20 protein-coding genes, 1 pseudogene and 1 riboswitch are annotated in these 24383 nt (G+C 63.7%); of the genes and pseudogenes, 12 read left to right on the top strand and 9 right to left on the bottom strand.

Annotation, left to right across the window (positions count from 1 at the left end):
* Positions 1-16 precede the first annotated feature (16 nt).
* Together LC343_RS11775 and LC343_RS11770 are read right to left on the bottom strand one after the other, a co-directional pair.
* Positions 17-1387, bottom strand: coding sequence for an MFS transporter (locus LC343_RS11775; RefSeq protein ID WP_223477332.1), 1371 nt, complete (start codon positions 1385-1387; stop codon positions 17-19).
* A gap of 19 nt (positions 1388-1406) precedes the next feature.
* Positions 1407-6218 (bottom strand): NAD-glutamate dehydrogenase, encoded by a 4812-nt coding sequence (locus LC343_RS11770; RefSeq protein WP_223477331.1) that lies wholly within the window; start codon positions 6216-6218, stop codon positions 1407-1409.
* A gap of 181 nt (positions 6219-6399) precedes the next feature.
* Here LC343_RS11770 and LC343_RS11765 point away from each other — a divergent pair, with 181 nt between their 5' ends.
* The 4 genes from LC343_RS11765 to LC343_RS11750 all read left to right on the top strand — a co-directional run bounded on the left by LC343_RS11765 (position 6400) and on the right by LC343_RS11750 (position 8799).
* Positions 6400-6657 carry a hypothetical protein gene (locus LC343_RS11765; protein ID WP_223477330.1) on the top strand — a complete coding sequence of 86 codons (258 nt, stop codon included), beginning with the start codon at positions 6400-6402 and terminating at the stop codon, positions 6655-6657.
* Complete coding sequence (pdxY, locus tag LC343_RS11760) at positions 6654-7532, top strand: pyridoxal kinase PdxY (RefSeq protein ID WP_223477329.1); 879 nt, start codon at positions 6654-6656, stop codon at positions 7530-7532. The genes LC343_RS11765 and pdxY overlap by 4 nt, the downstream gene beginning before the upstream one ends.
* A 56-nt stretch (positions 7533-7588) precedes the next feature.
* Positions 7589-8308 carry a carbonic anhydrase gene (locus tag LC343_RS11755; RefSeq protein ID WP_223477328.1) on the top strand — a complete coding sequence of 240 codons (720 nt, stop codon included), beginning with the start codon at positions 7589-7591 and terminating at the stop codon, positions 8306-8308.
* A gap of 107 nt (positions 8309-8415) precedes the next feature.
* Positions 8416-8799: a hypothetical protein gene (locus LC343_RS11750; RefSeq protein WP_223477704.1), complete on the top strand. Its 384-nt coding sequence runs from the start codon at positions 8416-8418 to the stop codon at positions 8797-8799.
* Between the two features lie 4 nt (positions 8800-8803).
* Here the strand turns inward: LC343_RS11750 and LC343_RS11745 are convergent, their stop codons facing one another.
* The gene (locus LC343_RS11745) at positions 8804-9232 is read right to left on the bottom strand and encodes a GlcG/HbpS family heme-binding protein (RefSeq protein ID WP_223477327.1); all 429 of its coding nucleotides are present in this window, start codon (positions 9230-9232) and stop codon (positions 8804-8806) included.
* 126 nt (positions 9233-9358) lie between these two features.
* On the opposite strand from LC343_RS11745, the pseudogene ggt reads away from it, so the two are divergent.
* A pseudogene (gene ggt / locus LC343_RS11740) lies at positions 9359-10945 on the top strand (gamma-glutamyltransferase).
* Between the two features lie 7 nt (positions 10946-10952).
* Here ggt and phaR read toward each other — a convergent pair.
* The gene (gene phaR / locus LC343_RS11735; protein WP_223477326.1) at positions 10953-11549 is read right to left on the bottom strand and encodes a polyhydroxyalkanoate synthesis repressor PhaR; all 597 of its coding nucleotides are present in this window, start codon (positions 11547-11549) and stop codon (positions 10953-10955) included.
* Positions 11550-11787: 238 nt separating this feature from the next.
* Between phaR and LC343_RS11730 the strand changes: the two genes are divergently transcribed.
* The 3 genes from LC343_RS11730 (at position 11788) to LC343_RS11720 (ending at position 14241) form a co-directional block, all read left to right on the top strand.
* Positions 11788-12963, top strand: a complete 1176-nt coding sequence (locus LC343_RS11730; protein WP_223477325.1) for an acetyl-CoA C-acetyltransferase — start codon at positions 11788-11790, stop codon at positions 12961-12963.
* 73 nt (positions 12964-13036) lie between these two features.
* The gene (gene phbB, locus LC343_RS11725) at positions 13037-13762 is read left to right on the top strand and encodes an acetoacetyl-CoA reductase (RefSeq protein ID WP_223477324.1); all 726 of its coding nucleotides are present in this window, start codon (positions 13037-13039) and stop codon (positions 13760-13762) included.
* Between the two features lie 59 nt (positions 13763-13821).
* Entirely contained in the window at positions 13822-14241 is a 420-nt protein-coding gene (locus LC343_RS11720; RefSeq protein WP_223477323.1) for a hypothetical protein, read from the top strand.
* 3 nt (positions 14242-14244) lie between these two features.
* Here LC343_RS11720 and LC343_RS11715 read toward each other — a convergent pair whose 3' ends face one another.
* The 3 genes from LC343_RS11715 to LC343_RS11705 form a co-directional block, all read right to left on the bottom strand.
* Positions 14245-16071, bottom strand: a complete 1827-nt coding sequence (locus LC343_RS11715) for an ABC-F family ATP-binding cassette domain-containing protein (RefSeq protein ID WP_223477703.1) — start codon at positions 16069-16071, stop codon at positions 14245-14247.
* 131 nt (positions 16072-16202) lie between these two features.
* Positions 16203-16457: a YMGG-like glycine zipper-containing protein gene (locus LC343_RS11710; RefSeq protein ID WP_223477322.1), complete on the bottom strand. Its 255-nt coding sequence runs from the start codon at positions 16455-16457 to the stop codon at positions 16203-16205.
* Between the two features lie 64 nt (positions 16458-16521).
* Complete coding sequence (locus tag LC343_RS11705) at positions 16522-17193, bottom strand: thiamine diphosphokinase (RefSeq protein ID WP_223477321.1); 672 nt, start codon at positions 17191-17193, stop codon at positions 16522-16524.
* A gap of 88 nt (positions 17194-17281) precedes the next feature.
* A riboswitch (TPP riboswitch) is annotated at positions 17282-17382 on the top strand.
* A 50-nt stretch (positions 17383-17432) separates the two neighbouring features.
* Between LC343_RS11705 and thiB the strand changes: the two genes are divergently transcribed.
* The 4 genes from thiB (at position 17433) to LC343_RS11685 (ending at position 22525) form a co-directional block, all read left to right on the top strand.
* Positions 17433-18434, top strand: a complete 1002-nt coding sequence (gene thiB / locus LC343_RS11700; RefSeq protein WP_223477320.1) for a thiamine ABC transporter substrate binding subunit — start codon at positions 17433-17435, stop codon at positions 18432-18434.
* A gap of 9 nt (positions 18435-18443) precedes the next feature.
* Positions 18444-20084, top strand: a complete 1641-nt coding sequence (locus tag LC343_RS11695) for a thiamine/thiamine pyrophosphate ABC transporter permease ThiP (RefSeq protein WP_238484277.1) — start codon at positions 18444-18446, stop codon at positions 20082-20084.
* A complete protein-coding gene (gene thiQ, locus LC343_RS11690) occupies positions 20084-20827 on the top strand; it encodes a thiamine ABC transporter ATP-binding protein (protein WP_223477318.1) in 744 nt (247 codons plus the stop codon). Before LC343_RS11695 ends, thiQ begins: the two co-directional genes overlap by 1 nt.
* Positions 20828-21139: 312 nt before the next feature.
* Positions 21140-22525 (top strand): M48 family metalloprotease, encoded by a 1386-nt coding sequence (locus LC343_RS11685; protein ID WP_487345356.1) that lies wholly within the window; start codon positions 21140-21142, stop codon positions 22523-22525.
* Between the two features lie 119 nt (positions 22526-22644).
* On the opposite strand, the gene LC343_RS11680 is transcribed toward LC343_RS11685, so the two are convergent.
* Positions 22645-23511: an RNA polymerase factor sigma-32 gene (locus tag LC343_RS11680; RefSeq protein WP_223477317.1), complete on the bottom strand. Its 867-nt coding sequence runs from the start codon at positions 23509-23511 to the stop codon at positions 22645-22647.
* 190 nt (positions 23512-23701) lie between these two features.
* On the bottom strand, positions 23702-24277 hold the full coding sequence (locus LC343_RS11675) for a CarD family transcriptional regulator (protein ID WP_223477316.1): 576 nt from the start codon (positions 24275-24277) through the stop codon (positions 23702-23704).
* Positions 24278-24383 lie beyond the last annotated feature (106 nt).

The following is a 24383-nucleotide window of genomic DNA, read 5'->3' as shown; positions in this document are numbered from 1 at the left end:
AATGCGCTGGCGCCGGTCAGGTCCGCGAGCGGACCGGGATCAGCAGCAGCATTCCAAGAACGAACAGGACGAGGATCGGCGTTATGCCGATCCGCTGGCTGTCGAAGGCGACGGTGACGACGCCGATCGACCAGGGTGCGAGAAAGGCCGTGGCGCGGCCGGACAGCGCGTAGAGGCCAAAGGCTTCGCCGATGCGGTCCGGCGTCGTCTGGTCGACGAGAAGAGGCCGTGACGATGCCTGCAGCCCGCCGCCTGCCGCGCCGATCAGCGCGCCGGCCAGGTAGAAGGCGATATCGGGTGCGCTCGACCCGTCCGCGACGGGCATGAACAGGATTTGCGTGTCCGTGATCGAGATGACCAGCGCGCTGGCCGCGATCAGCACGAGGATATTCACGATGACCACCGTCTTGGTGCCGATGCGGGTGTCCGCCCAGCCGGACAGGATGCTGCCGCCGATGCCCGTCACGCTCGCCAGGATGCCGAAGACGCCAAGTTGCAGTGTCGTCCAGCCGATCACGCCGACGGCGTAGATGCCGCCGAAGGTGTAGAGGCCGTTCAGGGCGTCGCGGTAGATCATGCTCGACACCAGAAACGAGAACAGGCTCTTTTCCTTCGAGATGTTGCGGACTGTTCGCCAGAGGTCCGCGAGCCCGTCGCGCACGGCGCCCGCGATGCGTTCTCGCCTTGGCGCGTCAGGGGTGAACAGGAACAGCGGAATGACGAAGATGACGTACCAGATGGCGGTCAGCGGGCCGGAGGCGCGGTCGCCTTCGAGTTGAGTCGCGTCCAGACCGAAAATCGGGGTCAGCCCGATCAGCGTCTTGCCGGTCACCGGATCGGCGACCATCAGAAGCAGCATGGCGATCAGGCAGATCAGGCCGCCCGCATAGCCGAGCGCCCAGGCATTGCCCGACAATCCGCCGAGTTTATCGCGGTCGACGAGGCCGGGCATCATCGCGTTGTTGAAGACGGCGGCGAATTCAAAACCGATCAGGGCGACCACGAAGGCGGCGAGGCCGAGGACAATCGTCGATTGGCTCGCGTCAGGCGGCACGAACCAAAGCGCGAAGACGCCTAGCACGGCGAGCACCGAGAAGCCGAAGATCCAGGGCTTGCGGGGGCCGGTCGCGTCCGAGATCGCGCCGAGGATCGGCGAGAGGACCGCGATGAAGAGCCCGCCCAGCCCTGCCGCGAAGCCCCACATCGCCTGGCCCTGGGTCGCGTCGGGCGCGACCTGCGCGGCGAAGTAGGGCGCGAAGACGAAGGTGATGACCAGGGTGTGGAAGGGTTGCGCCGCCCAGTCGAAGAACATCCAGCCGAGGATGCCCTTGCGGGAGACGGACGGCGAGGCTGCCGCCGGCTTGTCATCGGAAACCGGCACGGTCATCGCCGTCGAACTCCTGTCGTCATGAAACGAGATCCGCGAGAAGGCCGGCGGCGACCGTCAGGCGCGAAACGGTCAGTCCGCCCGATGTCGTCATGTCGCCGATGCGGTCCTGCACGCGCGCGATGCGCAACTCGTTGGTGTCGTGCCATTCGGCCACCGCGTCGCGCGCCGATTTCTTCTTGCCGGCGGCCGCGAGCGCCGCATTGGTGATCGAGATACGCGCGGAGTAGATATTGTCGAGCGCCCGGTTCTGCGCCAGCCCGTCGAAATAGTCGTCGGTCGACAGGTCGTAGGCGAGCCGTTCGAGACGACCGATCCGGAACATCTCGGTCACGGCGAACATCGCATCGGCTGAATCGAGGACGGAACGTCCGGAGACCCGCGAGACGCTGAGAATATCCGGCGTCATGGCGAGGATCGGCATCAGCGCGATCTTCCGCGCCACAGCGTCGGAAAGCCCGGCATCCTTCATGGCCTGCTGGCGTTCGCCGACCCAGTCGACCAGATAGGCGGGCATCACCGAAGGCAGTTTCGGCTCCAGCACCTTGGTCGCGTCGCGCAATGCGGTGACGGACCCCTCGATCGGCGCATGGCTTTCACCCGTCTTGATGAAATGCCCGGTCGCCTGGCGCAGCGCGTTTCCGAGTTCCTCGTAGATAGCAATCTGGCGTTCGCCGGATATCTTGTTGTCGAGCGCGTCAACGGCGGCATAGAGCGGCGGAAAGCCGTAGCCGTCACGCACGGCGACATGGGCGCGCACGATGCCGCTCGGCAGCATGCCCGTGGCATCCTCGAAACGGCTGATCAGCGACGTGCCGCCGCGATTGATCGCCTCATTGGCGAGTTGCGTGGCGATGATCTCGCGCCGCAGCCTGTGATTCTCGATCCGCCCGGCGAAGTTCTTCACCATGCGCGGCGGGAAATAGGCCATCAGATCGCCATGCAGATAGGGATCGTCCGGCAGATGGCTTTTGACGAGATCGTCGAAGAGCACGATCTTGGCATAGGAGAGCAGGACGCCGATCTCGGCGCGGGTCAGGCCGCGCCCCGATTTCTGGCGTTCGGCGATCACGTCGTTTTCGGGCAGGAACTCTACGGAGCGGTCGAGCGCGCCGCGTTCCTCCAGATATTCCATCAGGCGCTGTTGCAGCGACAGGATCGAAAGGCCGCGCTTTTCGGCGAGAGAAATGGCGAGCGTCTGGTGATAGTTGTTCTCCAGCACCAGCGCGGCGACCGTCTCGGTCATTTCCGCCAGCAGCTTGTTGCGCTTCGGACGCGGCAGGTCGCCATCGTCCATCGCGGGCTTGAGCGCGATCTTGATGTTCACCTCGACGTCGGAGGAGTTGACGCCGGCGGAGTTGTCGATTGCATCGGAGTTGCAGCGGCCGCCATGCAGGCCGTATTCGATGCGCGCGCGCTGCGTCATGCCAAGATTGGCGCCTTCGCCGACGACCTTGGCGCCGACGTCCCGCGCGGTCACGCGGATCGGGTCATTGGCCTTGTCGCCGGCGTCGAGATTGCTTTCGCCCGAGGCGCGGACATAGGTACCGATGCCGCCGAACCACAGGAGTTCGGCATCCGCCTTGAGGATCGCGGTCATGATCTCGTTCGGCGAGGCCTTGGTCTTGTCCAGCCCGATCGCGTCGGCGGCCTGTTTCGACAGCGTGATCGACTTCTGGGAGCGCGGGAAGATGCCGCCGCCCTTCGAGAGTTTCGATGTGTCGTAGTCCTGCCAGCTTGACCGGCCGAGCGCGAACATGCGCTGCCGCTCCGCGAAACTCGATGCGGGGTCGGGATCGGGATCGATGAAGATGTCACGGTGGTCGAAGGCGGCGATCAGGCGGATCTGCTCCGACAGGAGCATGCCGTTGCCGAACACGTCGCCCGACATGTCTCCGACACCGACGACGGTGAAGGGCTCGGACTGGATGTCCTTGTCCATCTCGCGGAAATGCCGTTTGACCGCTTCCCAGGCGCCACGCGCCGTGATGCCCATCTTCTTGTGGTCGTAGCCGGCTGAACCGCCCGAGGCGAAGGCGTCGTCCAGCCAGAAACCCATTTCCTGCGAGATCGCATTGGCGGTGTCCGAGAATGTCGCCGTGCCCTTGTCGGCGGCGACGACGAAATAGGGATCGTCGCCGTCGCGACGCACCATCAGTTTCGGCGGCACGACGGTGTCGCCCTCGAGATTGTCGGTGACGGAAAGCAGCGTCGAGATGAAGGTGATATAGGCGGCGCGACCTGCCTCGAAGATCTCGTCGCGGCTGCCGCCGGCGGGCAGGCGCTTCGGATAGAAGCCGCCCTTGGCGCCGACCGGCACGATCACCGCGTTCTTGACCTGCTGCGCCTTGACGAGGCCGAGCACCTCGGTGCGGTAGTCCTGGGCGCGGTCCGACCAGCGCAGGCCGCCGCGCGCAACGGGCCCGAAACGCAGATGGACGCCTTCGACCTCGGGGCCGAAGACGAAAATCTCGCGGTAGGGTTTGGGATCCGGCAGCTCGGCAATGGCGCGCGAATCCAGCTTGAAGGCGAGCGAGGTCCGGGTTTCGCCGTTCGCGCCGGGGCTGAAATAATTGGTGCGCAGCGTCGCCTCGATCACCGTCAGGATGGAGCGCAGGATGCGGTCGTCGTCGATCGACGGCACGTCTGCGAGCTGATCGGCGATCGCGGCCTTGATGTGCTTGGCCGTAACCTCGGTATCCTCGCCGGGATCCGCGGCGCGGGCCGGGTCGAACATCGCCTGGAACAGGTCGTGCAATTGCCGCGCGAGCAATGGATGGCGGATCAGCGCATCGGCCATATAGGCCTGCCCGTAAGGCGTTCCGGCCTGACGCAGATAGCGTCCATAGGCGCGCAACACCGTCACCTGCCGGCAGGTCAGCCCGGTCGCGAGGACGAGCCCGTTATAGGGATCGTTGTCGCTCTCGTTCTTCCACACCGACAGGAATGCATCCTCGAAGATCACGCCGTCGTCGTCGAGAGGCACCGATTTGCCGGACTGGCTTTCGATCTGCATTTCATGCAGCCAGACGACGTTGCCGAGCTTGCCGGCGACGTCGATGGCGTAGGTCAGTTCGCTGATGACGCGGAAACCCATGTTCTCCAGAAGCGGCACGCGCTCCGACAGCGCCACCGGCGAACCGTAGTGATAGATGCGGACGCCGACTTCCTTGTGCGACTGGCCGGTAGGGCGGAAGAAATCGACATCGATCGGATTGGCCGCGGACAGGCGGGCGATGCGCTGCAGGTCCTGGACAGCCTGGGCGGGCAGGACCGTGTCCCGGTAGGTTTCGGGGAAATTCGCGTCGCGCAATTCGCGCGTCGCGGGGCTGATGCCCTCGGCCATCAGTTCCTCGAGGAAATGATCCTCCCAGGTGCGGGTGATCGCCTCGATGTCGCTTTCGAGCTTGGCCTGCACCGGTGTCGGCGTCTTGCCCTCGCGCCGGCCGATGATGAAATGAACCCGCGCCAGCGATCCTTCGGGGAAGGCTGGATAGTAGGCCGAGACATGCCCCTTGTAGGCGTCGGCGAGATAATCGGCGATTTCCTCGCGGACCTCGGAATTGTAGCGGTCGCGCGGTACGAAGACGATCACCGAGACGAAGCGGTCGAACGGGTCGATCCTCGACAGGACGCGCACGCGCGGTCGGTCGGCCAGCGCGACGATGGCGAGCACATTGTCGGTCAGCGTGGGGATGTCGATCTGGAAAAGCTCGTCGCGCGGATAGGATTCCAGCACATTCATCAGCGCCTTGCCGGAATGGCCGTCGGGATCGAAATGCGAGCGTTTCATGACGCCGTCGATCTTGGAACGCAGATAGGGGATTCGCGTCACCGACCGCGTATAGGCGGTCGAGGTGAACAGGCCGACGACGCGCAACTCGCCCGACAGCCTGCCTTCCTCGTCGTATTTCTTGATGCCGACATAATCCATGTAGGAGCGGCGGTGCACCTTGGATTTCAGGTTGGCTTTCGCGACGATGAGAATGTCCCTGGAGTTCAGAAACTCCCGGATTTGCGGCGTCGTCGTGACCGGTTCGTCGCCGCGGCGCATAACGCGAACCGTCGGATCGGACAGGATGCCGAGGCCATCCATGTCGGCGCGTTCCAGCTGGCCGCTCTTTTCGCCGCCGACATAATCGTATTCGCGAATGCCGAGGAAGGTGAAATTGTCGTCGCGCAGCCATTCGAGGAAGGCCAGCGCCTCGTTGGCGTCGGCCTGGGAGACCGGAAGCACCCGGGTCTGCAGATCCTCCATCACGGAGTCCATGCGCTTCAGCATCGCGCGCCAGTCGCGCACGGCGGCCTTCACCTGCCCGATGATGGATGTCAGGTTTTCCTGCAGTGCCTTTGCCGTTTCGTCCGTCAGGTCTTCCAGCATGACGTGAATGACACTGGTGCGGATCGTGCCTTCCTCGGCCGTGCCGGCGGGCGACTGTTCGATGAGCTCGAATTCCGGCCCGTGGTGCTTCACATCGAAGATCGGATGCACGACGAGGCGGACATGGTGCGACATGTCGTTGATTTCGCCCATCACCGAATCGAACAGGAACGGCATGTTCTCGTTGACGATGGAGACGACGCAGCAATTGGGCGCGCAGGCCGGCGTGACGCGGACGACCGATCCGCCGCGCGCGTGATTCGCCACCGCATCGGCTGTGTGAACCAGTGCCTTGGCCATACAGGAGGGATCGACAAGGGAAAGGTCGTCCTCATGCGCTTCCGAGACCAGCGCGTGGACGAGTTTCTTCATGCGGTCATCGGGAGAGCCAAGATGCTCGATGACGGCTCCGATATATTTCTCGACCGCTTTGCTCGCGTTCTTCGCCATTGTCCCCTCCCGTCCGGTTCAAGGCTCTGTACCGCTCTTTTGGGCCGCTACCATAACAAAGCGATTACGGCTTGCAGCACATTTCTTTTTTCGTCCTCGCCGACTTCCGGCAACACGCCGGTTGCCGGGCATTGCGGCCCGCGATAGTGTCCGCTCGGTTTCAAAGGATCGGCGGTTCGCCATGGCCAACAAGCATCCCGACGACATAAAAAGAGAAGAAGAAGCGCAAAGAACGCTTGAGCGCGTCGCCGTCGATTCGGAACTGCTCGGGCAATCCACCCTGGCGCGAACGGTCAATCGAGCGCGTGCCCACATGGCCGCCGACGATGCCGATCCGAACGATCCCGTCGAGGTCTGGGGCCGCCGGACGGGCCGGGCGCTCGGCCTGATCGCCTTTGTCGTTCTCGCCATCTGGCTGGTCGGCTATCTCTCGAGATGAGTGTGGCGCAACGGTCTTCGCGGCCCGCGGTGGTCGCCATTTCGAGCCATGTTGCGCGCGGTTCCGTCGGCAATCGCGCCATCGTCTTCGCGCTTGAATCGCTCGGTTTCCCTGTCTGGTCAGTGCCGACGGTGACGCTACCGTGGCATCCCGGCCACGGGCCCGCGCCGCGCATCGTGCCCGACAACGCGACCTTTGCCGATTTCATGGCGGCGCTCGCCGCCGCGCCGCATCTCGGCGAAGTCGGCGCGGTGGTCACCGGCTATCTCGGTGCGGCCGAACAGGCCCTGCCGGTCGCTGATTTCATCGCCGCCGCGCGCCGCGCCAATCCGGATCTCCTGCATGTCTGCGATCCCGTCATCGGAGATCGGGGCGGGCTCTATGTGCCCGAAGCGGTCGCATCGGAAATCCGCGACCGGCTGTTTTCGACCGCCGATATCGTCACGCCCAACCGTTACGAATTCGCCTGGCTGACCGGCACGCAGGCGGGCGACAATTCGCAGATCATCTACGCCGCCGCCGAACTGGCGGCGCGCCATGTTCTCGTGACCAGCGCTCATTCGATGCTGGCCGGCGGGACCGGCAACCTTCTGGTGAGCGACGGCAAGGCCGTGCTCGCCGAGCACCGCAACATCGACAACCCGCCGAACGGGCCCGGCGACCTGACCGCCGCGCTGTTCCTCGCGCGGTTGCTCGAGGGAGGCGATCCGGAAAAGGCGCTGCAACTGGCGACCGCGTCCGTCTACGAACTCGTCGCGCGGGCATGCAAGCGCGGGGCGGACGAACTGATGCTGGAAACCGACCGGGACAGCTTCGCGCGTCCGATGGCCATGGTGCAACTGCGCCGGCTAGCGACACGGCCGCGCCGCGCATGAAGATTGGTGCGCCGCAACAACTTGAAAGCCCTGCGATCCGGCGCTAATTCGATTTCATGACGAAATTTCCGCAAAAGCTGCTCGACGGCTACCAGGGCTTCCTGCACTCCACCTACCGGAAACGGTCGGACAATTATCGCGAACTGGCCGCCAGCGGGCAGAAGCCGGAGGCGCTGGTGATCGCCTGTTGCGATTCGCGCGCCGCTCCGGAAATCATCTTCGATTCCGGGCCGGGCGAAATCTTCGTCCTGCGCAATGTCGCCAATCTCGTTCCCCCCTATAACGCGGAGGGGCGCTATCGCTCGTCGGTGGCCTCGATCGAGTTTTCCGTTGTCAGTCTCGGTGTCCGCCATATCGTGGTGATGGGCCACGGGCGCTGCGGTGGCGTTGCGGCGGCTCTGGACGAGCGCCGCGAGATGCTCGATCAGGGCGATGCGATCGGCCACTGGATCAGCCTGCTCGACAATGCCATCGAAAGCGTCGCCGGCGGGGAAGGACATGATCCGATCCGTCACATGCATGCCGATCATGCCGAAGAGGCGCATGTCCATTCCGATCACGATCCCCGGCAGACGGCCGTGGAGTGCATGTCTGTGCGCAAATCGATCGAGAACTTGCGGAGCTTCCCCTATATCCGCGAGCGCGAAGCCGACGGACGGCTGACATTGCACGGTGCGTGGTTCGATATTTCCGAAGGGGTCTTGTGGGTCTACGACCCGGACGCCGATACGTTCGAACCGGCGCTTGAGCAGTCGGGATTGCGCATCGACACCTGACATCGAAGGAATTCGCGCGGGCAATTCCCTTTGGACCGGAAACGCTCTAGGAACGGCGCGACGGGACAAAGCCAGGAAAGGGGTTTCCGGTGTCGCACATTCCTTTGATGATCGTGCCCTTCATTCTCTACAATCTCGTAATCGCCGGTCTCGCCGGCTTTTCGGGCGGCGATCCGTGGTCGAGCCAGATCCTGTCGGTGACCATGCTGTCCGGTGGCGTTTGGCGGATGGATCTCGGCGAGGCGCTTATCCTCGCCGGCCTTGTCTTCATGTTCTTCGAGATCCTCAAATCGACCCGCACGTCGAACGCCTCGGTGATCGACCACCTTCTGTCGACCTTCGTGTTCGTCGCCTTCCTGGTGGAATTCCTGGTGGTCTCCGGCGCGGCGACCTCGGTGTTCTTCCTCTTGATGGTGATGGCGGCGGTCGATCTGATGGCCGGTTTCTCCGTCTCTATCCGGTCGGCCGGCCGCGACGTGTCGATCGGCTGACCCGTCAGCCTGGATCGGCCTCGAAACCGGCGGCCTCGATACCGGCGACGGCGCAAGCCTCGTCATTGTCGGACGTGTCGCCGGTGACGCCGACGGCGCCGACGATCATGCCGTCGCGCTTGACGAGGACACCGCCCGGCACGGCGACGATCTTCCCGCCCGAGACGTTCGACAGGCCTTCGAGAAAATGCGGCCGGGTTTCCGCCTGGGCGTTGAGCCAGCGCGAGCCGGCTCCGACGGCAAGGGCGCCATAGGCTTTCCCGGCCGCGATCTCGAACCGCAGGAAGGACGAATTGTCGGACCGCTGAAACGCGATCAGGTGGCCGCCCGGGTCAAGCACCGCCGCCGACAGCGGCTTGATGCCCATCTCGCGGCCCTTGGCCAGCGTGGCTTCGATGATCCGGTTTGCCTCGGCGAGCGGTATGGTTGACATGGTACGGGCTCTCTTGCGTTTTTGAGGTTTATTTCATAGGGCGCGGCGTGCTGCCGGGCTTCGACCCTAACATGGTTCGGGTTTTCCCGTTCGTTCAAACAGTTTTTCCCTGAGTGTCGAGAATCGATGCGTAATTTCCAGCTTCCCGGCCGTTCGCCGGTTTTCGCCGAGAACGGTCTTGTCGCGACGTCCCATCCGCTTGCCGCCGCAACGGCGCTGGAAATTCTCAAGGAGGGCGGCAACGCTGCCGATGCGGCCGTGGCCGCCGCCGCGACGCTTGGCGTGGTCGAGCCGCAGATGACGGGGATCTGAGGCGACTGTTTCGCCATCGTCTGCCGGCCGGACGGCGAAATCACCGGGATCGACGGCGCGGGCCGGGCGGCCGCCGGCGCCGCCGCGGACTGGTATGCCGACAACGGATTCGACACGATCCCGCCGCACTCCGCCCATGCTGTCACGGTGCCCGGCATGGTGCGCGGCTGGGAGACGCTTCTCGCGCTGCACGGCACGCTTGGTTTCGACCGCCTTCTGCGCGATGCGATCCGTTATGGCGAGGAAGGCTTCGCCATTGCGCCGCGTGTCGCCTGGGATTGGGCCAAAAGTGCCGAGACGCTCGCGAAGGACGACGGCGCACGGCGGCATCTGCTGGTCGACGGCAGGACGCCCCAAGTTGGCGAGCGCCGGCGGGCGCCGGAACTCGCTGGCGTCCTGAGGCGTATCGCGCGCGAGGGCGCCGACGCATTCTACACCGGATCGGTCGCCGCGGAGATCGCGGCGACATTGCAGGCGAAAGGCGGATTCCTCACCGAGGAGGATATCGCCGCGTGCAGGACCTCCGTGGTCAATCCGCTGGATATCGCTTACTCCGGTTATCATCTGCACGAATTGCCGCCGAGCGGGCAGGGCATGGTCGCGATGATCCTGCTGAACCTTCTCGACCTGATGGGGGCAGGCGGCCTGCCGGCGCTCAGCGCGGCCCGGTATCACCGCGAAATCGAGGCCGCGCGCCTCGCCTACAGCGCCCGTGACGCTTGGCTCGGCGATCCGGACACCATGCCGGTCGCGGCGGAGACGCTGATCGGGAAGGGTTTCGCCGAAGAGCTTTTACGGCAATTCGATCCCGACAGGCGCAACAATTCGCTCACCCTTCCGGAGCTTCCGACATCGGACACGGTCTACATCACCGTAGTCGACCGCGACCGCATGGCCGTTTCGTTCATCAACTCGCTCTATGGTGATTTCGGCGCGCAGATCGTCACGCAGGAGACGGGGATCGTGCTGCAGAACCGCGGCAACTGCTTCAGCGCCGATCCGTCCCACCCGAACGCGATCGGACCGAACAAGCGTCCGATGCACACCATCATTCCGGCCATGGTCACCCGGGAGGGGCTGCCGGCGATTTCCTTCGGCGTGATGGGCGGACATTTCCAGCCGATGGGCCATGCCCATGTGCTGTCCAACATTCTCGATCACGGCATGGATCCGCAGGCGGCGATCGATCATCCGCGAATGTTCTGGGACGATCAGGGCGTGATCCGCGCCGAAGCCGGCATTCCCGGCGAACTGGCGGCCGACTTGCAGGCGATGGGCCACCCCGTCGAGGCGGCCGTGAAACCGCATGGCGGCGGTCAGGCGGTCGTCATCGACCGCGAAAGCGGTTTCCTGATCGGTGGTTCCGACCCGCGCAAGGATGGTTGCGCGCTGGGTTGGTAATTTCGGCTTACTTGTCCATCGAGTCGAGCTTGCGCTGCATCGCAGCGATCTGCTCGCGCATGGATTTGAGATCGTCCGGCGAGGACTCTTCCGATGACGCCTCCTCGGTTGCTTCGCCAGCCGCTTCCGATGCCGCGAAGGGCGAGAACATCTGCATGGCGTTGCGGAACATTTCCATGTTGCGCCGCGTCTGTTCCTCGATCATCTGCTGGCCGGACGCCATGATGTCGATCGGCGTCTTGCCGACCATCGACGTCATCTGCTCGCGGATGCGCTCCTGTTCCTTGGAAAACAGGGCCATCGAGTGTTCCAGATAGCTCGGCAGAACCATCTGCATCTGGTCGCCGTAAAAGGAGATGAGCTGCCGCAGCACCGAAACCGGCAGCATCGCCTGGCCGGTCTTGCCCTCCTGCTCGAAGATGATCTGGGTCAGCACTGCGTGGGTCAGGTCCTCGCCGCTCTTGGCGTCATTGACGATAAAATCCTCGCCGTCCTTCACCATTTTGGCGAGGTCCTCGAGCGTCACATATGTGCTTGTGCCGGTGTTATAGAGGCGCCGGTTGGCGTACTTCTTGATAACGGTCGGCTCGCCGTTTCCTGCCATGACATAGTCTCCCGTTGGCTGCGCCTTATGTCGGCGCATTCCGCATGTGCGAAATACTAGTGACAAAATCGGCTCATATCAAAGCGTTTTGTTGCAGTGCAGCCAAAGGCGTAGGAACAAGTGCTATCTAGCGCCCGACGGGTTGGATTTATAAAGGCGGCATTGAGTGTTGCTCGCGAGGCTATAAGATATCCGTACGGTCTGGCGTGAGTCCGGACAATTAACGAGGAGTTCCCTTATGACATCAGTGGTTATTGCAAGTGCGGCGCGTACGCCGGTCGGATCGTTCAACGGCGCGTTTGCCAATGTCCCGGCGCATGAACTCGGCGCGGCCGCCATCCGCGGCGCGCTTGAGCGCGCGGGCGTCGATGCGTCCGAGGTCGATGAAGTCATCATGGGCCAGATCCTGACGGCCGGCGAAGGCCAGAACCCGGCTCGCCAGGCTTCGATGGCGGCGGGCTGCCCCAAGGAAACCACGGCCTGGAACCTGAACCAGCTTTGCGGGTCGGGCCTGCGCGCGGTCGCGCTCGGCATGCAGCAGATCGCCACGGGCGATGCCAGCATCATCGTCGCGGGCGGGCAGGAGTCGATGTCGATGGCGCCGCATTGCGCGCATCTGCGCGGCGGCGTGAAGATGGGCGACATGAAAATGATCGACACCATGCTCAAGGACGGCCTGATGGATGCCTTCAACGGCTACCACATGGGCACCACCGCCGAAAACGTCGCGAAGCAGTGGCAGCTGTCGCGCGACGAGCAGGATGCTTTCGCTGTCGCGTCGCAGAACAAGGCCGAAGCCGCGCAGAAGGCCGGCAAGTTCAAGGACGAGATCGTTCCCTTCACCGTGAAGACCCGCAAGGGCGAGACCGTCGTTTCCGACGACGAATATATCAAGCACGGCGTAACGTTGGACGGCGTCGGCAAGCTTCGTCCGGCCTTCGACAAGGAGGGCACGGTGACGGCGGCCAATGCGTCGGGCATCAATGATGGCGGCGCGGCGACCGTTCTGATGAGCGAGGAGGAAGCGGCGCGGCGCGGCATCACGCCGATGGCGCGTATCGTCTCCTGGGCGACCGCCGGCGTCGATCCGTCCATCATGGGCACCGGCCCGATCCCGGCGTCGCGCAAGGCGCTGGAAAAGGCCGGCTGGTCGATCGGCGATCTCGATCTCGTCGAGGCCAACGAGGCCTTCGCCGCCCAGGCTTGCGCGGTGAACAAGGACCTCGGCTGGAACACGGACATCGTGAACGTCAATGGCGGCGCGATCGCCATCGGCCACCCGGTCGGAGCGTCGGGCGCGCGCATCCTGAACACACTGCTGTTCGAGATGAAGCGCAGCGGCGCGAGCAAGGGCCTTGCCACGCTTTGCATCGGTGGCGGCATGGGCGTCGCCATGTGCATCGAGCGCATGTGATCGGCATTTTCGAACATTAACGGACTTCGGGCGGAGGCACGCCTCCGCCCGCGATTTCAAGGGAGGACTTTTCATGAGCAAAACAGCAATCGTCACCGGCGGATCGCGCGGCATTGGCGCCGCCATTTCCATCGCCCTGAAGGAGGCCGGGTATACCGTTGCCGCCAACTATGCGGGCAATGACGAGGCCGCCGAGAAATTCAAGGCGGAAACGGGCATTCCGGTCTACAAATGGTCGGTCGCCGACTACGACGCTTGCGTCGAGGGTATCGCCAAGGTGGAGGCGGATCTCGGTCCGGTGGAGGTGCTGGTCAACAATGCCGGCATCACCCGCGATTCCATGTTCCACAAGATGAGCAAGGAAAACTGGGACGCGGTGATCAACACGAACCTGTCGGGCCTGTTCAACATGACGCATCCTGTCTGGTCGGGCATGCGGGATCGCAAGTTCGGCCGCGTCATCAACATTTCGTCGATCAACGGCCAAAAGGGCCAGGCCGGCCAGGTCAACTATTCGGCGGCGAAAGCGGGCGATATCGGCTTCACACGCGCGCTCGCGCAGGAAGGCGCACGGGCCGGCATCACGGTCAACGCTGTCTGCCCGGGCTATATCGGCACCGAGATGGTCCGCGCCATCGACGAGGAAGTGCTGAAGTCGCGCATCCTGCCGCAAATCCCGGTCGGCCGGCTGGGCGAGCCGGAGGAGATCGCGCGCTGCGTCGTGTTCCTGGCTTCGGACGATGCCGGGTTCATCACCGGATCGACCATTTCGGCCAATGGGGGGCAGTTCTTCTCCTGATCGAAACGAGCGCCGTGAGCCGGCTTTATATGGCTCGCGGACCACAGAAACTTTTTGTAATGACCGGCATGAAAATGCCGGTCTTTCCATCAATGAGAGGACGGGCGAGTCACCATGGCGGGGCTCGCAGAAGACGTTCCGAAGACATGAAGACCATGCAACGACGCGCGCTGATCCTGCCCGCACTTTTGCTTTTCGCAGCACCCGCGCGCGCGCATGAAATCGACGGGAACTGGTGTTCCGACGACGGCCGCATGCTGAGCGTTCATGAAGGAACCGCGAGTATTCCGTCCGGCGCCAAGGTTATCGGCGAATACAAGGACCACATATTTCGTTATGTCGGTCCGGCGGAGGATCCGGAGTCGGGACACGATGTGCGGATCCGCATTTTCCACGATGAGGATCTGGTGCTGGAGCGCATCATCGAGGGATCGCCACAGCCTGAAGAACGTTGGCATCGCTGCGGGCCGATTGCTTAGCCTCTAGCTGCCTTCGACTTCCTCGCGAAGCATTTCCAGTTCGAGCCATTGTTCCTCGAGGGCGGAATGGCGTTCGCGCTTTGCTTCGAGATCGGCGGCGATCCGGTTGAACGCGGCCGCATCGCTCGAAAACAGCTTGGGATCGGCAAGGTTCGCCTCGAGGTCTTCAATTTCGCCGCTCAGTTTCTCGATCTCGGCCGGCAGCGTTTCCAGCGCGTATTTCTGCTTGTAGGACAGTTTGCCCTTGGCGGGTTGAGACGGCTTTGCCGCAGGCGCGGCCGGCGCTTTCGATGCTGCCGGTTTTGCCTTGGTTTTCTGTGACCGTGCGGTTTCGCCCTTTTGGGCGAGCATGTCGGAATAGCCGCCGGCATAGGCGATCCAGCGGCCTTCGCCGGGGCGGGTGTCGTCGGGCGCGATAACCGCGTTGACCGTGCGGTCGAGGAAATCGCGGTCATGGCTGACTAGCAGGACGGTACCGGGAAAGCCCGAAACCAGTTCCTGCAGGAGATCCAGCGTCTCCATGTCGAGATCGTTGGTCGGCTCGTCGAGGATCAGCAGGTTGGCCGGCCGGGCCAGCGTGCGGGCGAGAATGAGACGCGCCTTTTCGCCGCCGGACAGTTCGCGAACCGGCGTGCGCGCCTGTTCCGGCTTGAACAGGAAGTCCTTCATGTAGGAGACGACGTGTTTCTGCTCGCCATTGACGATGAGCGATTGGCCGCGTCCGTCGGTCAGGAAATGCTCCAGCGATTCGTTCGGATCGAGCGCGTCGCGGCGCTGGTCGAGGACGGCCATGTCCAGATTGGCGCCATGGCGCACGGTCCCCGTGTCCGGCTTCAGGTCGCCCGTCAGCAGGTTGACCAGCGTGGTCTTCCCCGCACCGTTCGGGCCGATGAGACCGATGCGGTCGCCGCGATGGACGCGCAACGAAAAATCGCGGACGAGCGACTTCTCGCCAAATGCCTTCGAGATATCCTTCGCTTCGATGACCAGCTTGCCGCTTTCCCGAGTCTCGGACGCCGCGAGCTTGGCCGTCCCCTCGGGCGACTGGTGCTCGCGAAATGATTTGCGCAAGTCCGACAGTTCGCCCAGCCGGCGCATGTTGCGCTTGCGGCGGCCGGAAACGCCATGCGTGACCCAGTGTTCCTCGCGCACGATCTTGCGGCCGAGCTTGTGGTGCTCGCGCTCTTCCTCCTCGTAGACCTTGTCGCGCCAGTCCTCGAAGGCGGCAAAGCCCGCGCCGTTCTCGCGAAGTGTCCCGCGATCGAGCCAAAGCGTCTTGCGAGACAGTTTTTCGAGGAAGCGGCGGTCGTGCGAAATCAGCACGATCGCGGACCGCGACCGGCCGAGTTCGTCTTCCAGCCATTCGATCGCCGGCAGGTCCAGATGGTTCGTCGGCTCGTCCAGAAACAGGATGTCGGGCTCCGGCGCCAGTGTGCGGGCAAGCGCCGCGCGGCGCATCTCCCCGCCGGACATCGCTTCGGGCGAGCGGTCTGCATCGAGCCCCAATTCGCCGAGCAGGTAATCGACGCGGAACGGGTCGTCGAGCGGGCCGAGTTCGGCGCGCGCATAATCGCCCACGGTCGGGAACCCGGAAAGGTCCGGATCCTGCGGCAGGTAGCGAATCGTGGCGTTTTTCTCGGTGACCACATCGCCGCTCGTCGCGTCAAAAAGCCCGGCGGCGATCTTCAGCAAAGTCGATTTGCCGGACCCGTTGCGGCCAACCAGCGCGAGGCGGTCGCCGGCATGAACCGAAAACGAGATCTCGGAAAAAAGCGGCGCGCCGCCGAAGGTCAGTGTCAGGTTTTCAGCGCGCAGAAGCGGAGGGGAAATGGCCATCGTCAACCCGTTGGAGCTTGCGCCTTCTCGGACGGGCAGCGGTAAAAATCAAGGGTGTCAAAAAAGCAGAAGCCGTGGCGCGTGCAATGACGCGCCACGGCTTCAGACTGAGGTCAGGCCAGGTCTTACGGGCAAGCCGCGATGAAGACCGAACCATCCGGACGCTGGTAACGGCACTGGCCGTTGGACGAGCGGCCGAGCAGGTAACCACCAACGCCGCCGATGAAGGCGCCGATCGCGGCTCCGCCGATCTTGCCGGTGGTTGCAGCGCCGATTGCGCCGCCGATCAGGGCACCGCCGGTGGCGGTCTGTTCGGCCGTGGTGCAGCCAGCGAGTGAACCGATAACCGCGAGCACGGCAATGGATTTTGCAACTTTCATTGGGCGATCTCCTTTTTTCCCGCCATACGATAGCCAGTCGAAAACAGCTTTAGTGTGACAAATGTCACATCTGAACCAGCGAATTGTCAAACCGACCGATCGCCGCAGCACTGCCTTCCGATAGCAGAATTTCCAAGTCGTCGCCAGAAACATTGGAAAGCGTCCAAGTCGATCCGAATGGAACGTTAACGCTATCCAAAGGCCATTTCGCGCTTTTGACCGTCAATCCCGCCATGAACGTGAAACCCACAACCGAGAAAAGGGTTCCATGCGGCCAGTCGGGAAAAAGCGATTGTCCGGGCTTCAGCGGGATTGCCTCCTCGTCGCCCGATGTCAGCATGATGGTCAGATCCGGCTCTTGCAGGGCCAGCGCGGTTGCGATCGCGAGGTTGAAGAAGGCGTGATCGCTGCGTTCGCCGCCCAGCGCGCCGACGACGACGATTTCGCGCGCGCCCTGATCTAGCGCATGGCGAATCGCGATATTGCCATCGGACACGGCCTTTTCGGCGGGATGGGAATCGCGTGGCACGCCGGCATGGCGTGCGCTGAGGTCGTCATCGACCGAATCGAAATCGCCCAGCCACATTTCCGGCGTCAGCCCGAGGCTTTCCGCGTGACGGATGCCGCCATCGGCCGCGAGAACACGGCAGCCTTCCAGCTGTGCGCGCAGCCTGGCGGTCGGGCGCAGTCGGCCGTCGAGCAGGATGGCGAAACGGTTCGAAGATCGTCTGGTCATGGCCAAGCACTACCCAAGCTTTGCGGAACCGCCAAGCGGCAATCGGTGTTTGCCTCTTGAAGGCCGGCGGTTCGCATTCTACAAAGGCCTCGCTCTAACGGGGTGCTGCCACGGCAGCTGAGAGGCGAAAGCCAACCCGTCGAACCTGATCCGGTTTGCACCGGCGTAGGGATTAGACGCCTCTATCCGCATAGACGGACAACGCGCCTCGATCCCCATTCGAACCAAGGAGGTGCGTGATGCACAGAACATCGATCATTCTCGCCGCCGCGGCGTCGCTCGCGGCAACCGTCTTTCCTTCGCAGGCCGAAGGAACGCTGACGGTCTATACCTATGAGAGCTTTACCGCCGAATGGGGACCGGGCCCGAAAATCGAGACCGCCTTCGAGGCGCAATGCGGTTGCGACGTCGAATTCGTCTCGGTCGCCGATGGCGTCGCCCTTTTGAACCGGTTGCGGCTTGAGGGCGGCAGCACGGATGCCGATATCGTACTCGGACTCGACACCAATCTCACCGCCGAAGCCCGGGAGAGCGGATTTTTCGCCCCGCATGGCATCGATACGCAGGCCGTCACCGTTCCGGGCGGCTGGACCGACGACACCTTCGTCCCGTTCGACTACAGCTATTTCGCCGTCATCTACGACACGCAGGCCATCGCGGAGCCACCGGAAAGCATGGAAGAGTTCCTTTCGGGCGATTACGGCAAGATCGTCGTTCAGGATCCGCGGACGTCCACGCCGGGCCTTGGCCTGATGCTGTGGATCAGGAAGCTCTATGGCGACGACGCCCCGGCAGCCTATGAGAAGCTGAAGGAAAGCGTGCTGACCGTGACGCCGGGCTGGTCGGAATCCTACGGCCTGTTCACGTCGGGCGAAGCCCCCATGGTTTTCTCCTACACCACGTCGCCGGCCTATCACATGATCGCCGAGGAAACGGACCGCTATCGGGCGGCGGCCTTCTCCGAAGGTCATTACCTGCAGATCGAGGTCGCCGGACAGACCAAGAAGGGGGCGGACAATCCGCTCGCCGCCGAATTCCTCAAATTCATGATCAGCCCCGCGTTTCAGGATGTCATTCCCGAAACGAACTGGATGCTGCCCGCCGCGCCGACCTCCGAACCGCTGGATGAGGCCTTCGGCAAGCTGGTGGAGCCGGCGCAGGCACTGCTTTTTTCGCCGGAGGAAGTCGCCGAGAACCGCAAGGGCTGGGTCGATGAGTGGCTCGAGGCGATGAGCCGGTAGCTCGCCCCGATGTCAAGGAAGCAGGAACGGAGTGTGGCGGGCGGCCTTGCGCTGGTGCCGGCCGCCTTCCTCGCCCTCGTGGCGGCCGGCGCCTTTCTGCCGCTCGCGGTGTTGGCGCTGCCGGACGCGGGCGCGGAGATCGGCGATGCGCTCGGCGATCCGGTGATCTGGCGGGCGCTGCGGTTCACCCTTCTTCAGGCCGCGCTGTCGACCGCGCTTTCGCTTGCCTTCGCGGTGCCGGTCGCGACCGCGTTTTACGAATTGCGCCGCTTTCCCGGAAGCGGCGCGCTGCTGCGCCTGTTCGTCCTGCCGCTCGCCCTGCCGCAGATCGTCGCCGTTCTGGCGATCGTCGGCCTTTATGGGGAGCAGGGGATGTTCAGCCGGCTGGCGGAAAGCGCGGGGCTGGGTTTTCCGTCGATCTACGGCCTGACGGGTATCCTGATCGCGCATGTGTTCTTCAATATGCCGCTTGCCGTGCGTGTCGTCCTTGGGGCTCTCGGCTCGATGCCGGCGGAATATGACCGCCTCGCGCATCAGCTCGGCATGGATTTCGTTTCGCGGTTCCGCTTCGTTGTTTGGCCCTTCATGCGCCCGGCGCTGATGTCGGCGGCGTCGCTGATCTTCATGCTCTGCGTGACTTCGTTCACCGTGGTCCTGACGCTTGGCGGCGGCCCCCGCGCGACGACGCTGGAAGTGGCGATCTACCAGGCGCTGACCTTCGATTTCGATATTGCGCGCGCGGTGCTGCTCGCCGTCATCCAGGTCGCGGTCACGGCGCTTGCCTTCATCCTCCTGACGCGCGCCGGCGGCGAGGTCTCCGCCGGTTTGACGCTGGGCGGGCTCCGGTCGTTCCCTATGCGCCGCAGCCTCCCGCTGCGGGTGGCGTCCTTTGCAGTGATCCTGATTGGCGCCCTGTTCGTTCTCGCGCCCTTCCTCGTCATCATATGGCGCGGTGTCGCCGCCGACCTGCCGGGGCTCGCGGGCCAGGCGAGCGTGCGTGCGGCCGTGACAACGAGCCTGGTGCTCGCCGCACTGGCGTCACTGCTGGCGGTCACAATGTCGCTGATGCTTGCGACCGGCATCGCGAAGGCGGCCGCCGCGCGGCGTTTTTCGGGCGCGCCCGGGAAAAGCGAGCGCCTGCTCGGGCAGACCTCGAGCTTGATCCTGGTCGTGCCGCCCGTGGTGATCGCGGCGGGATGGTTCATCGTGATCCGTCGCTTCGGCGACGTCTATGCCGCCGCGCCGCTGATGGTGGTGATCGTCAATGCGGCGATGGCGATTCCCTTCGCCATGCGGCTGCTGCTGCCGGCCGCGATGAGCGCGTCCGAGCGCTATGACCGGCTGTGTCGCCAGCTCGGGCTCGCGGGGTTCGCGCGCTTGCGTCTCGTGACGTGGCCGCTGTTGCGCCGCGTTATGTGGCTTGCGCTGGCCTTCTCGCTGGCCCTGTCGCTGGGCGATCTCGGCGTGATCGCGATATTCGGGTCGCAGGACGTCCAGACGCTGCCCTACCTGATCCTGCAGCGCATGGGCAGCTACCGAACCCAGGATGCCGCCGGCCTCGCCCTGATCCTGTGCGTGATGACCATGGTGCTGATGACGATCGCGGATCGCGGCGGACGGCTGAGCGACAAAAACCGGGAGAACGGATGATGACGGAACAAAGGGTCGCGATGACCTGCGAGGATGTGCGGTTTAGATACCGTGGCGACGCGCCCGAGATGCGGTTCGATTGCGCGTTTCCCACCGGCGCCGTAACGGCTCTGATCGGGCCGAGCGGATCGGGCAAATCCACCCTGATCAATCTGATTGCGGGCTTCGAGACGCCGGATGAAGGCGCGATCCGTTTCGGTGATCGCGACATCACACAGGAGCCGGTCTCCGAACGGCCGGTGTCGATGGTGTTTCAGGAAAACAACCTGTTTTCGCATTTGTCCGTTTTCGACAATGTCGCGCTCGGGGTCTCTCCGTCCCTGCGGCTGACCGGGGAAGACCGGGGCCGGGTCGAAGTGGCGCTGGCCGGTGTCGGTCTGTCCGGCTATGGCGGCCGGTTGCCGGCGCAGCTTTCCGGCGGCGAGCGGCAGAGGGTCGCGCTGGCCCGGGTGATCGTCCGGCAAAAGCCCGTGTTGCTGCTCGACGAGGCATTCGCCTCGCTCGGTCCGGCGCTTCGGGCCGACATGCTCGATCTCCTGGCCTCGATCCATGACGAACGACACATGACCACCGTCATGGTGACCCATTTCCCGGAAGATGCGCGGCGGATCGCGGCGCATACGGTCTTTCTCGCAGACGGGGCGGTCGTCCTTGAGGGCGATACGGCGTCGCTGCTCGATTCGGAGACGGCTCCGGCGCCGGTTCGTGCCTATCTCGGCGAGAAAGAGGAAGTTTCCGACTGACCGTCGGGGGGACAGTCGGACGCGGTTTCGCCCAATTTGAATGGCAGTGCGTCCTCCATGAGGGACATGTTCGCAGCTGGGCCTGCGCAAGGGACTTGTCGCCGGCATGGGCTTGCCTGTAAGCCGGCGCAAGGGATCTTGGGGCAAGTCCCGCCGATTCGAGTGCCGGATACTGTTACCCGCATGAAGTGCAAGACGTTCACGATGAAAGCGGCCCCAGGACGCAGCGCCACGCCTTCGCGCGGCGTACGGTTGGCGTTTGTCGCCGCTGCTTCGCTTCTGGTCGCGTCTTGCCAGAACCTGTCGGAACTGATGGGCGACTCCTCGATCAAGCCCTCGAACAATCCGGTCATTGCCGAGAATGTGCGCTCCGGAAAGCTCGCCCGTGTCGGCGAGGCCCAGCATCCGAAGATTCTCGCCACCTATGGCGGCGAATATTCCAATCCGAAACTGGAGCGGATGGTCGCGGGCATCGTCGGCAAGCTGGTCACGGTTTCCGACAATCCGAGCCAAGTCTACCAGATCACCATCCTCAACTCGCCGAACGTCAACGCGTTCGCCTTGCCGGGCGGGTATCTCTACATCACGCGCGGCCTGCTTGCGCTTGCCAACGACACGGCCGAACTTGCCGCCGTGATCGCGCATGAGATGGGCCATGTCACGGCCAATCACGGTATCCTGCGCCAGCAGAAGGAAGCCGAGGTCGAACTTGCAAGCCGCGTCGTGTCGGACGTGCTGTCGGACAAGGACGCCGGACGGCGCGCGCTGGTGCGCGGAAAGTTGCGTCTCGCGCAGTTCTCGCGCAACCAGGAGCTTCAGGCCGACGCGATCGGGATCGCGGCCATCGGCGAAGCCGGCTTCGACCCCTATGCCGCCGCCGATTTCCAGAAGACCATGGCGGCCTATATGGAATTCCGCAACAAATCGGGTGACGGCGACACGAGCCTCGATTTTCTCGCAACCCATCCCTCGACGCCGCAGCGTATCGAACTGGCGATCGGCCATGCGCGCAAGTTCGGCTCGCGCGGCCAGGGCGAGCGGAACCGCGAGAGCTATCTCGCCGGTATCGACGGAATGCTGTTCGGAGACACGGCCGAGGAAGGCTATGTGCGCGGACAGGTCTATTCGCACGCCGCGCTCGGCATCACCTTCACCTTCCCGAAAGGCTTCGACATCGACAACCGGGCGGAGGCGGTGCTCGGTTCGCGCGAGTCCGATAACGCCGCGATCCGCTTCGACGGCGCGGAGGTGTCGTCCAACCAGTCGCTGGCGGCCTATATCGCAAGCGGTTGGGTGGAAGGGCTCGATCCGACATCGATCCGTCCAATCACCGTCAACGGCATGAATGCGGCGATGGCCCGTGCCACCGCCGACCAGTGGGATTTCGACATTACCGTGGTTCGCGCCGGCAGCTCGGTTTACCGCATCCTGACCGCAATGCCGCGCGGCTCATCGCAACTCGGCGCGCTCGCCCAGTCGGTGCGAGGCAGTTTTCGCCGGTTGTCCGCGGCCGAGAAGAAGGCGCTGAAGCCATTGACACTGGACATCGTCAAGGCCGTGCCTGGCGAGACCGACAGGTCGATCGCCGCCCGCATGCGCGGCGTGTCGCGTCCGCTCGAACTGTTCCGCGTGCTCAACGGGCTTGGCGCCGGCGAGAGGGTCGAGACCGGGCGGTCCTACAAGATCGTGACCGACTGAGTCGGAACCGTGGTTCCGGGTGCAATTCGGGTTTGGATTGAAACAACAGCATCGAGAATGCGCGTTCGCGCCAAAGGCGAGAGGCAGCGCATTTCGATTCTAGCGCAACCTGAAATCCATTAGGCGTGCATGGCCGCCATGTCGGGATTGCCGCTGACGAGTGCGCCACGCAGCTTTTCCAGAGCCCGGTTCTCGATCTGTCTCACGCGCTCCTTCGAGATACCAAGCTCTGTTCCGAGCGTTTCCAGCGTCGCGCCGTCCTCGGTCAGGCGCCGCCTGACGATGATCCGTTTTTCGCGGTCATTGAGAATCTCCAGCGCGTCCTGCAGCCACTCGGAGCGCCGCTTGTCGTCGATCATCCCTTCGACCACCTCGTCCTGCAGCGGACGATCGTCGACGAGAAAATCCATCCGCGCGGCACCGGCTTCATCCTCGGAGGAGACCGGAGCGCTGAGTGAGGTGTCCGGCCCGGACAGGCGCGAATCCATCAGGGCGACATCTTTCTCCGAGACGCCGAGCGCGTCGGAAATCTGCCGGTACATCGACGATTGGGACGATGTCGAGCCGCCTTGCGCGAGGCGCGCGCGCAGCCGACGCAGATTGAAGAACAGGGATTTCTGGGCGGAACTCGTGCCGCCGCGCACGATCGACCAGTTGCGCAGGATGTAGTCCTGCATGGAGGCCCGTATCCACCATGTGGCATAGGTGGAAAAGCGCACGTCGCGTTCCGGTTCGAAACGCGCGGCCGCTTCGAGCAGGCCGACATGACCTTCCTGGATGAGATCGTTCATCGGAAGGCCGAAATTGCGGAATTTCGACGCCATGGAGATGACGAGGCGCATATGCGCGGTCGTGATCCTGTGAAGGGCGTTCTGGTCCTGCTTTTCTTTCCACAGGACGGCGAGATCGTGCTCTTCTTCACGTTCGAGGTAAGGGGCGGCCATTGCGGCCTTGACCATCGAACGTCTTGCCAGTTCCGAACCCATGCCGCTCTCCCGATCGTTTGAATTTGGAATGTTTATCCACGATACGCCTTTTTATGGCGATTAGATCACGTTTCGGCTGGACGGGCCGTCAATACCGGATGAACAACGCGCGCAAGTTGTTCTCCGCAAAAGAAAAACCCGGCCGCAGGGGCCGGGCTTCACGATTTCGTGACGAAGGTTCGTCGGCCTGTCAGGCCGCTTCTTCCTGTGCGTCGGACTCGTCGTTTTCCGCCTTGGCGCCGCGTTTCGGACCCTTGTTGAGATTGGTCTCGATCAGGCGGACGGCCTCGGTGTCGGAGATCTTGTTGACGGCCGCGATTTCGCGCGCCATCCGGTCGAGGGCAGCCTCGTAGAGCTGACGCTCGGAATAGGACTGCTCCGGCTGGTTCTCGGCGCGATAGAGATCGCGGACGACCTCGGCGATGGAGATCAGGTCGCCGGAATTGATCTTGGCGTCATATTCCTGCGCGCGGCGCGACCACATGGTGCGTTTCACGCGGGCACGGCCCTGAAGGATCTTCAGCGCGCGTTCGACGAAATCCGGCTCGGACAGCTTGCGCATGCCGATCGCCACGGCTTTCGCAACCGGCACCTTCAGGCGCATCTTGTCCTTCTGGAATTCGACGACGAACAGTTCGAGCTTGTGGCCCGCTACTTCCTGCTCTTCGATGGCCGCGATCTGGCCAACACCGTGAGCCGGATACACGATGAACTCGCTGGTCTTGAAACCCTGCCGTTGAGACGTCTTTTTCGAGGCAGTCGCCATACTTCGCTTACTCCCTGTCGGGCGCCCGCCGGACCATTCCGCCGGGGCCGCAACTCGTTTCTTGCCATTCCCGCACATGCGCATGCGCCAAACCGGAGCCGACTGG

The organism is Oricola indica (assembly GCF_019966595.1).
GTDB lineage: Bacteria > Pseudomonadota > Alphaproteobacteria > Rhizobiales > Rhizobiaceae > Oricola > Oricola indica.
Note: the sequence above shows the minus strand (reverse complement) of the source record. Positions and strands in the feature narration are given on the sequence as shown.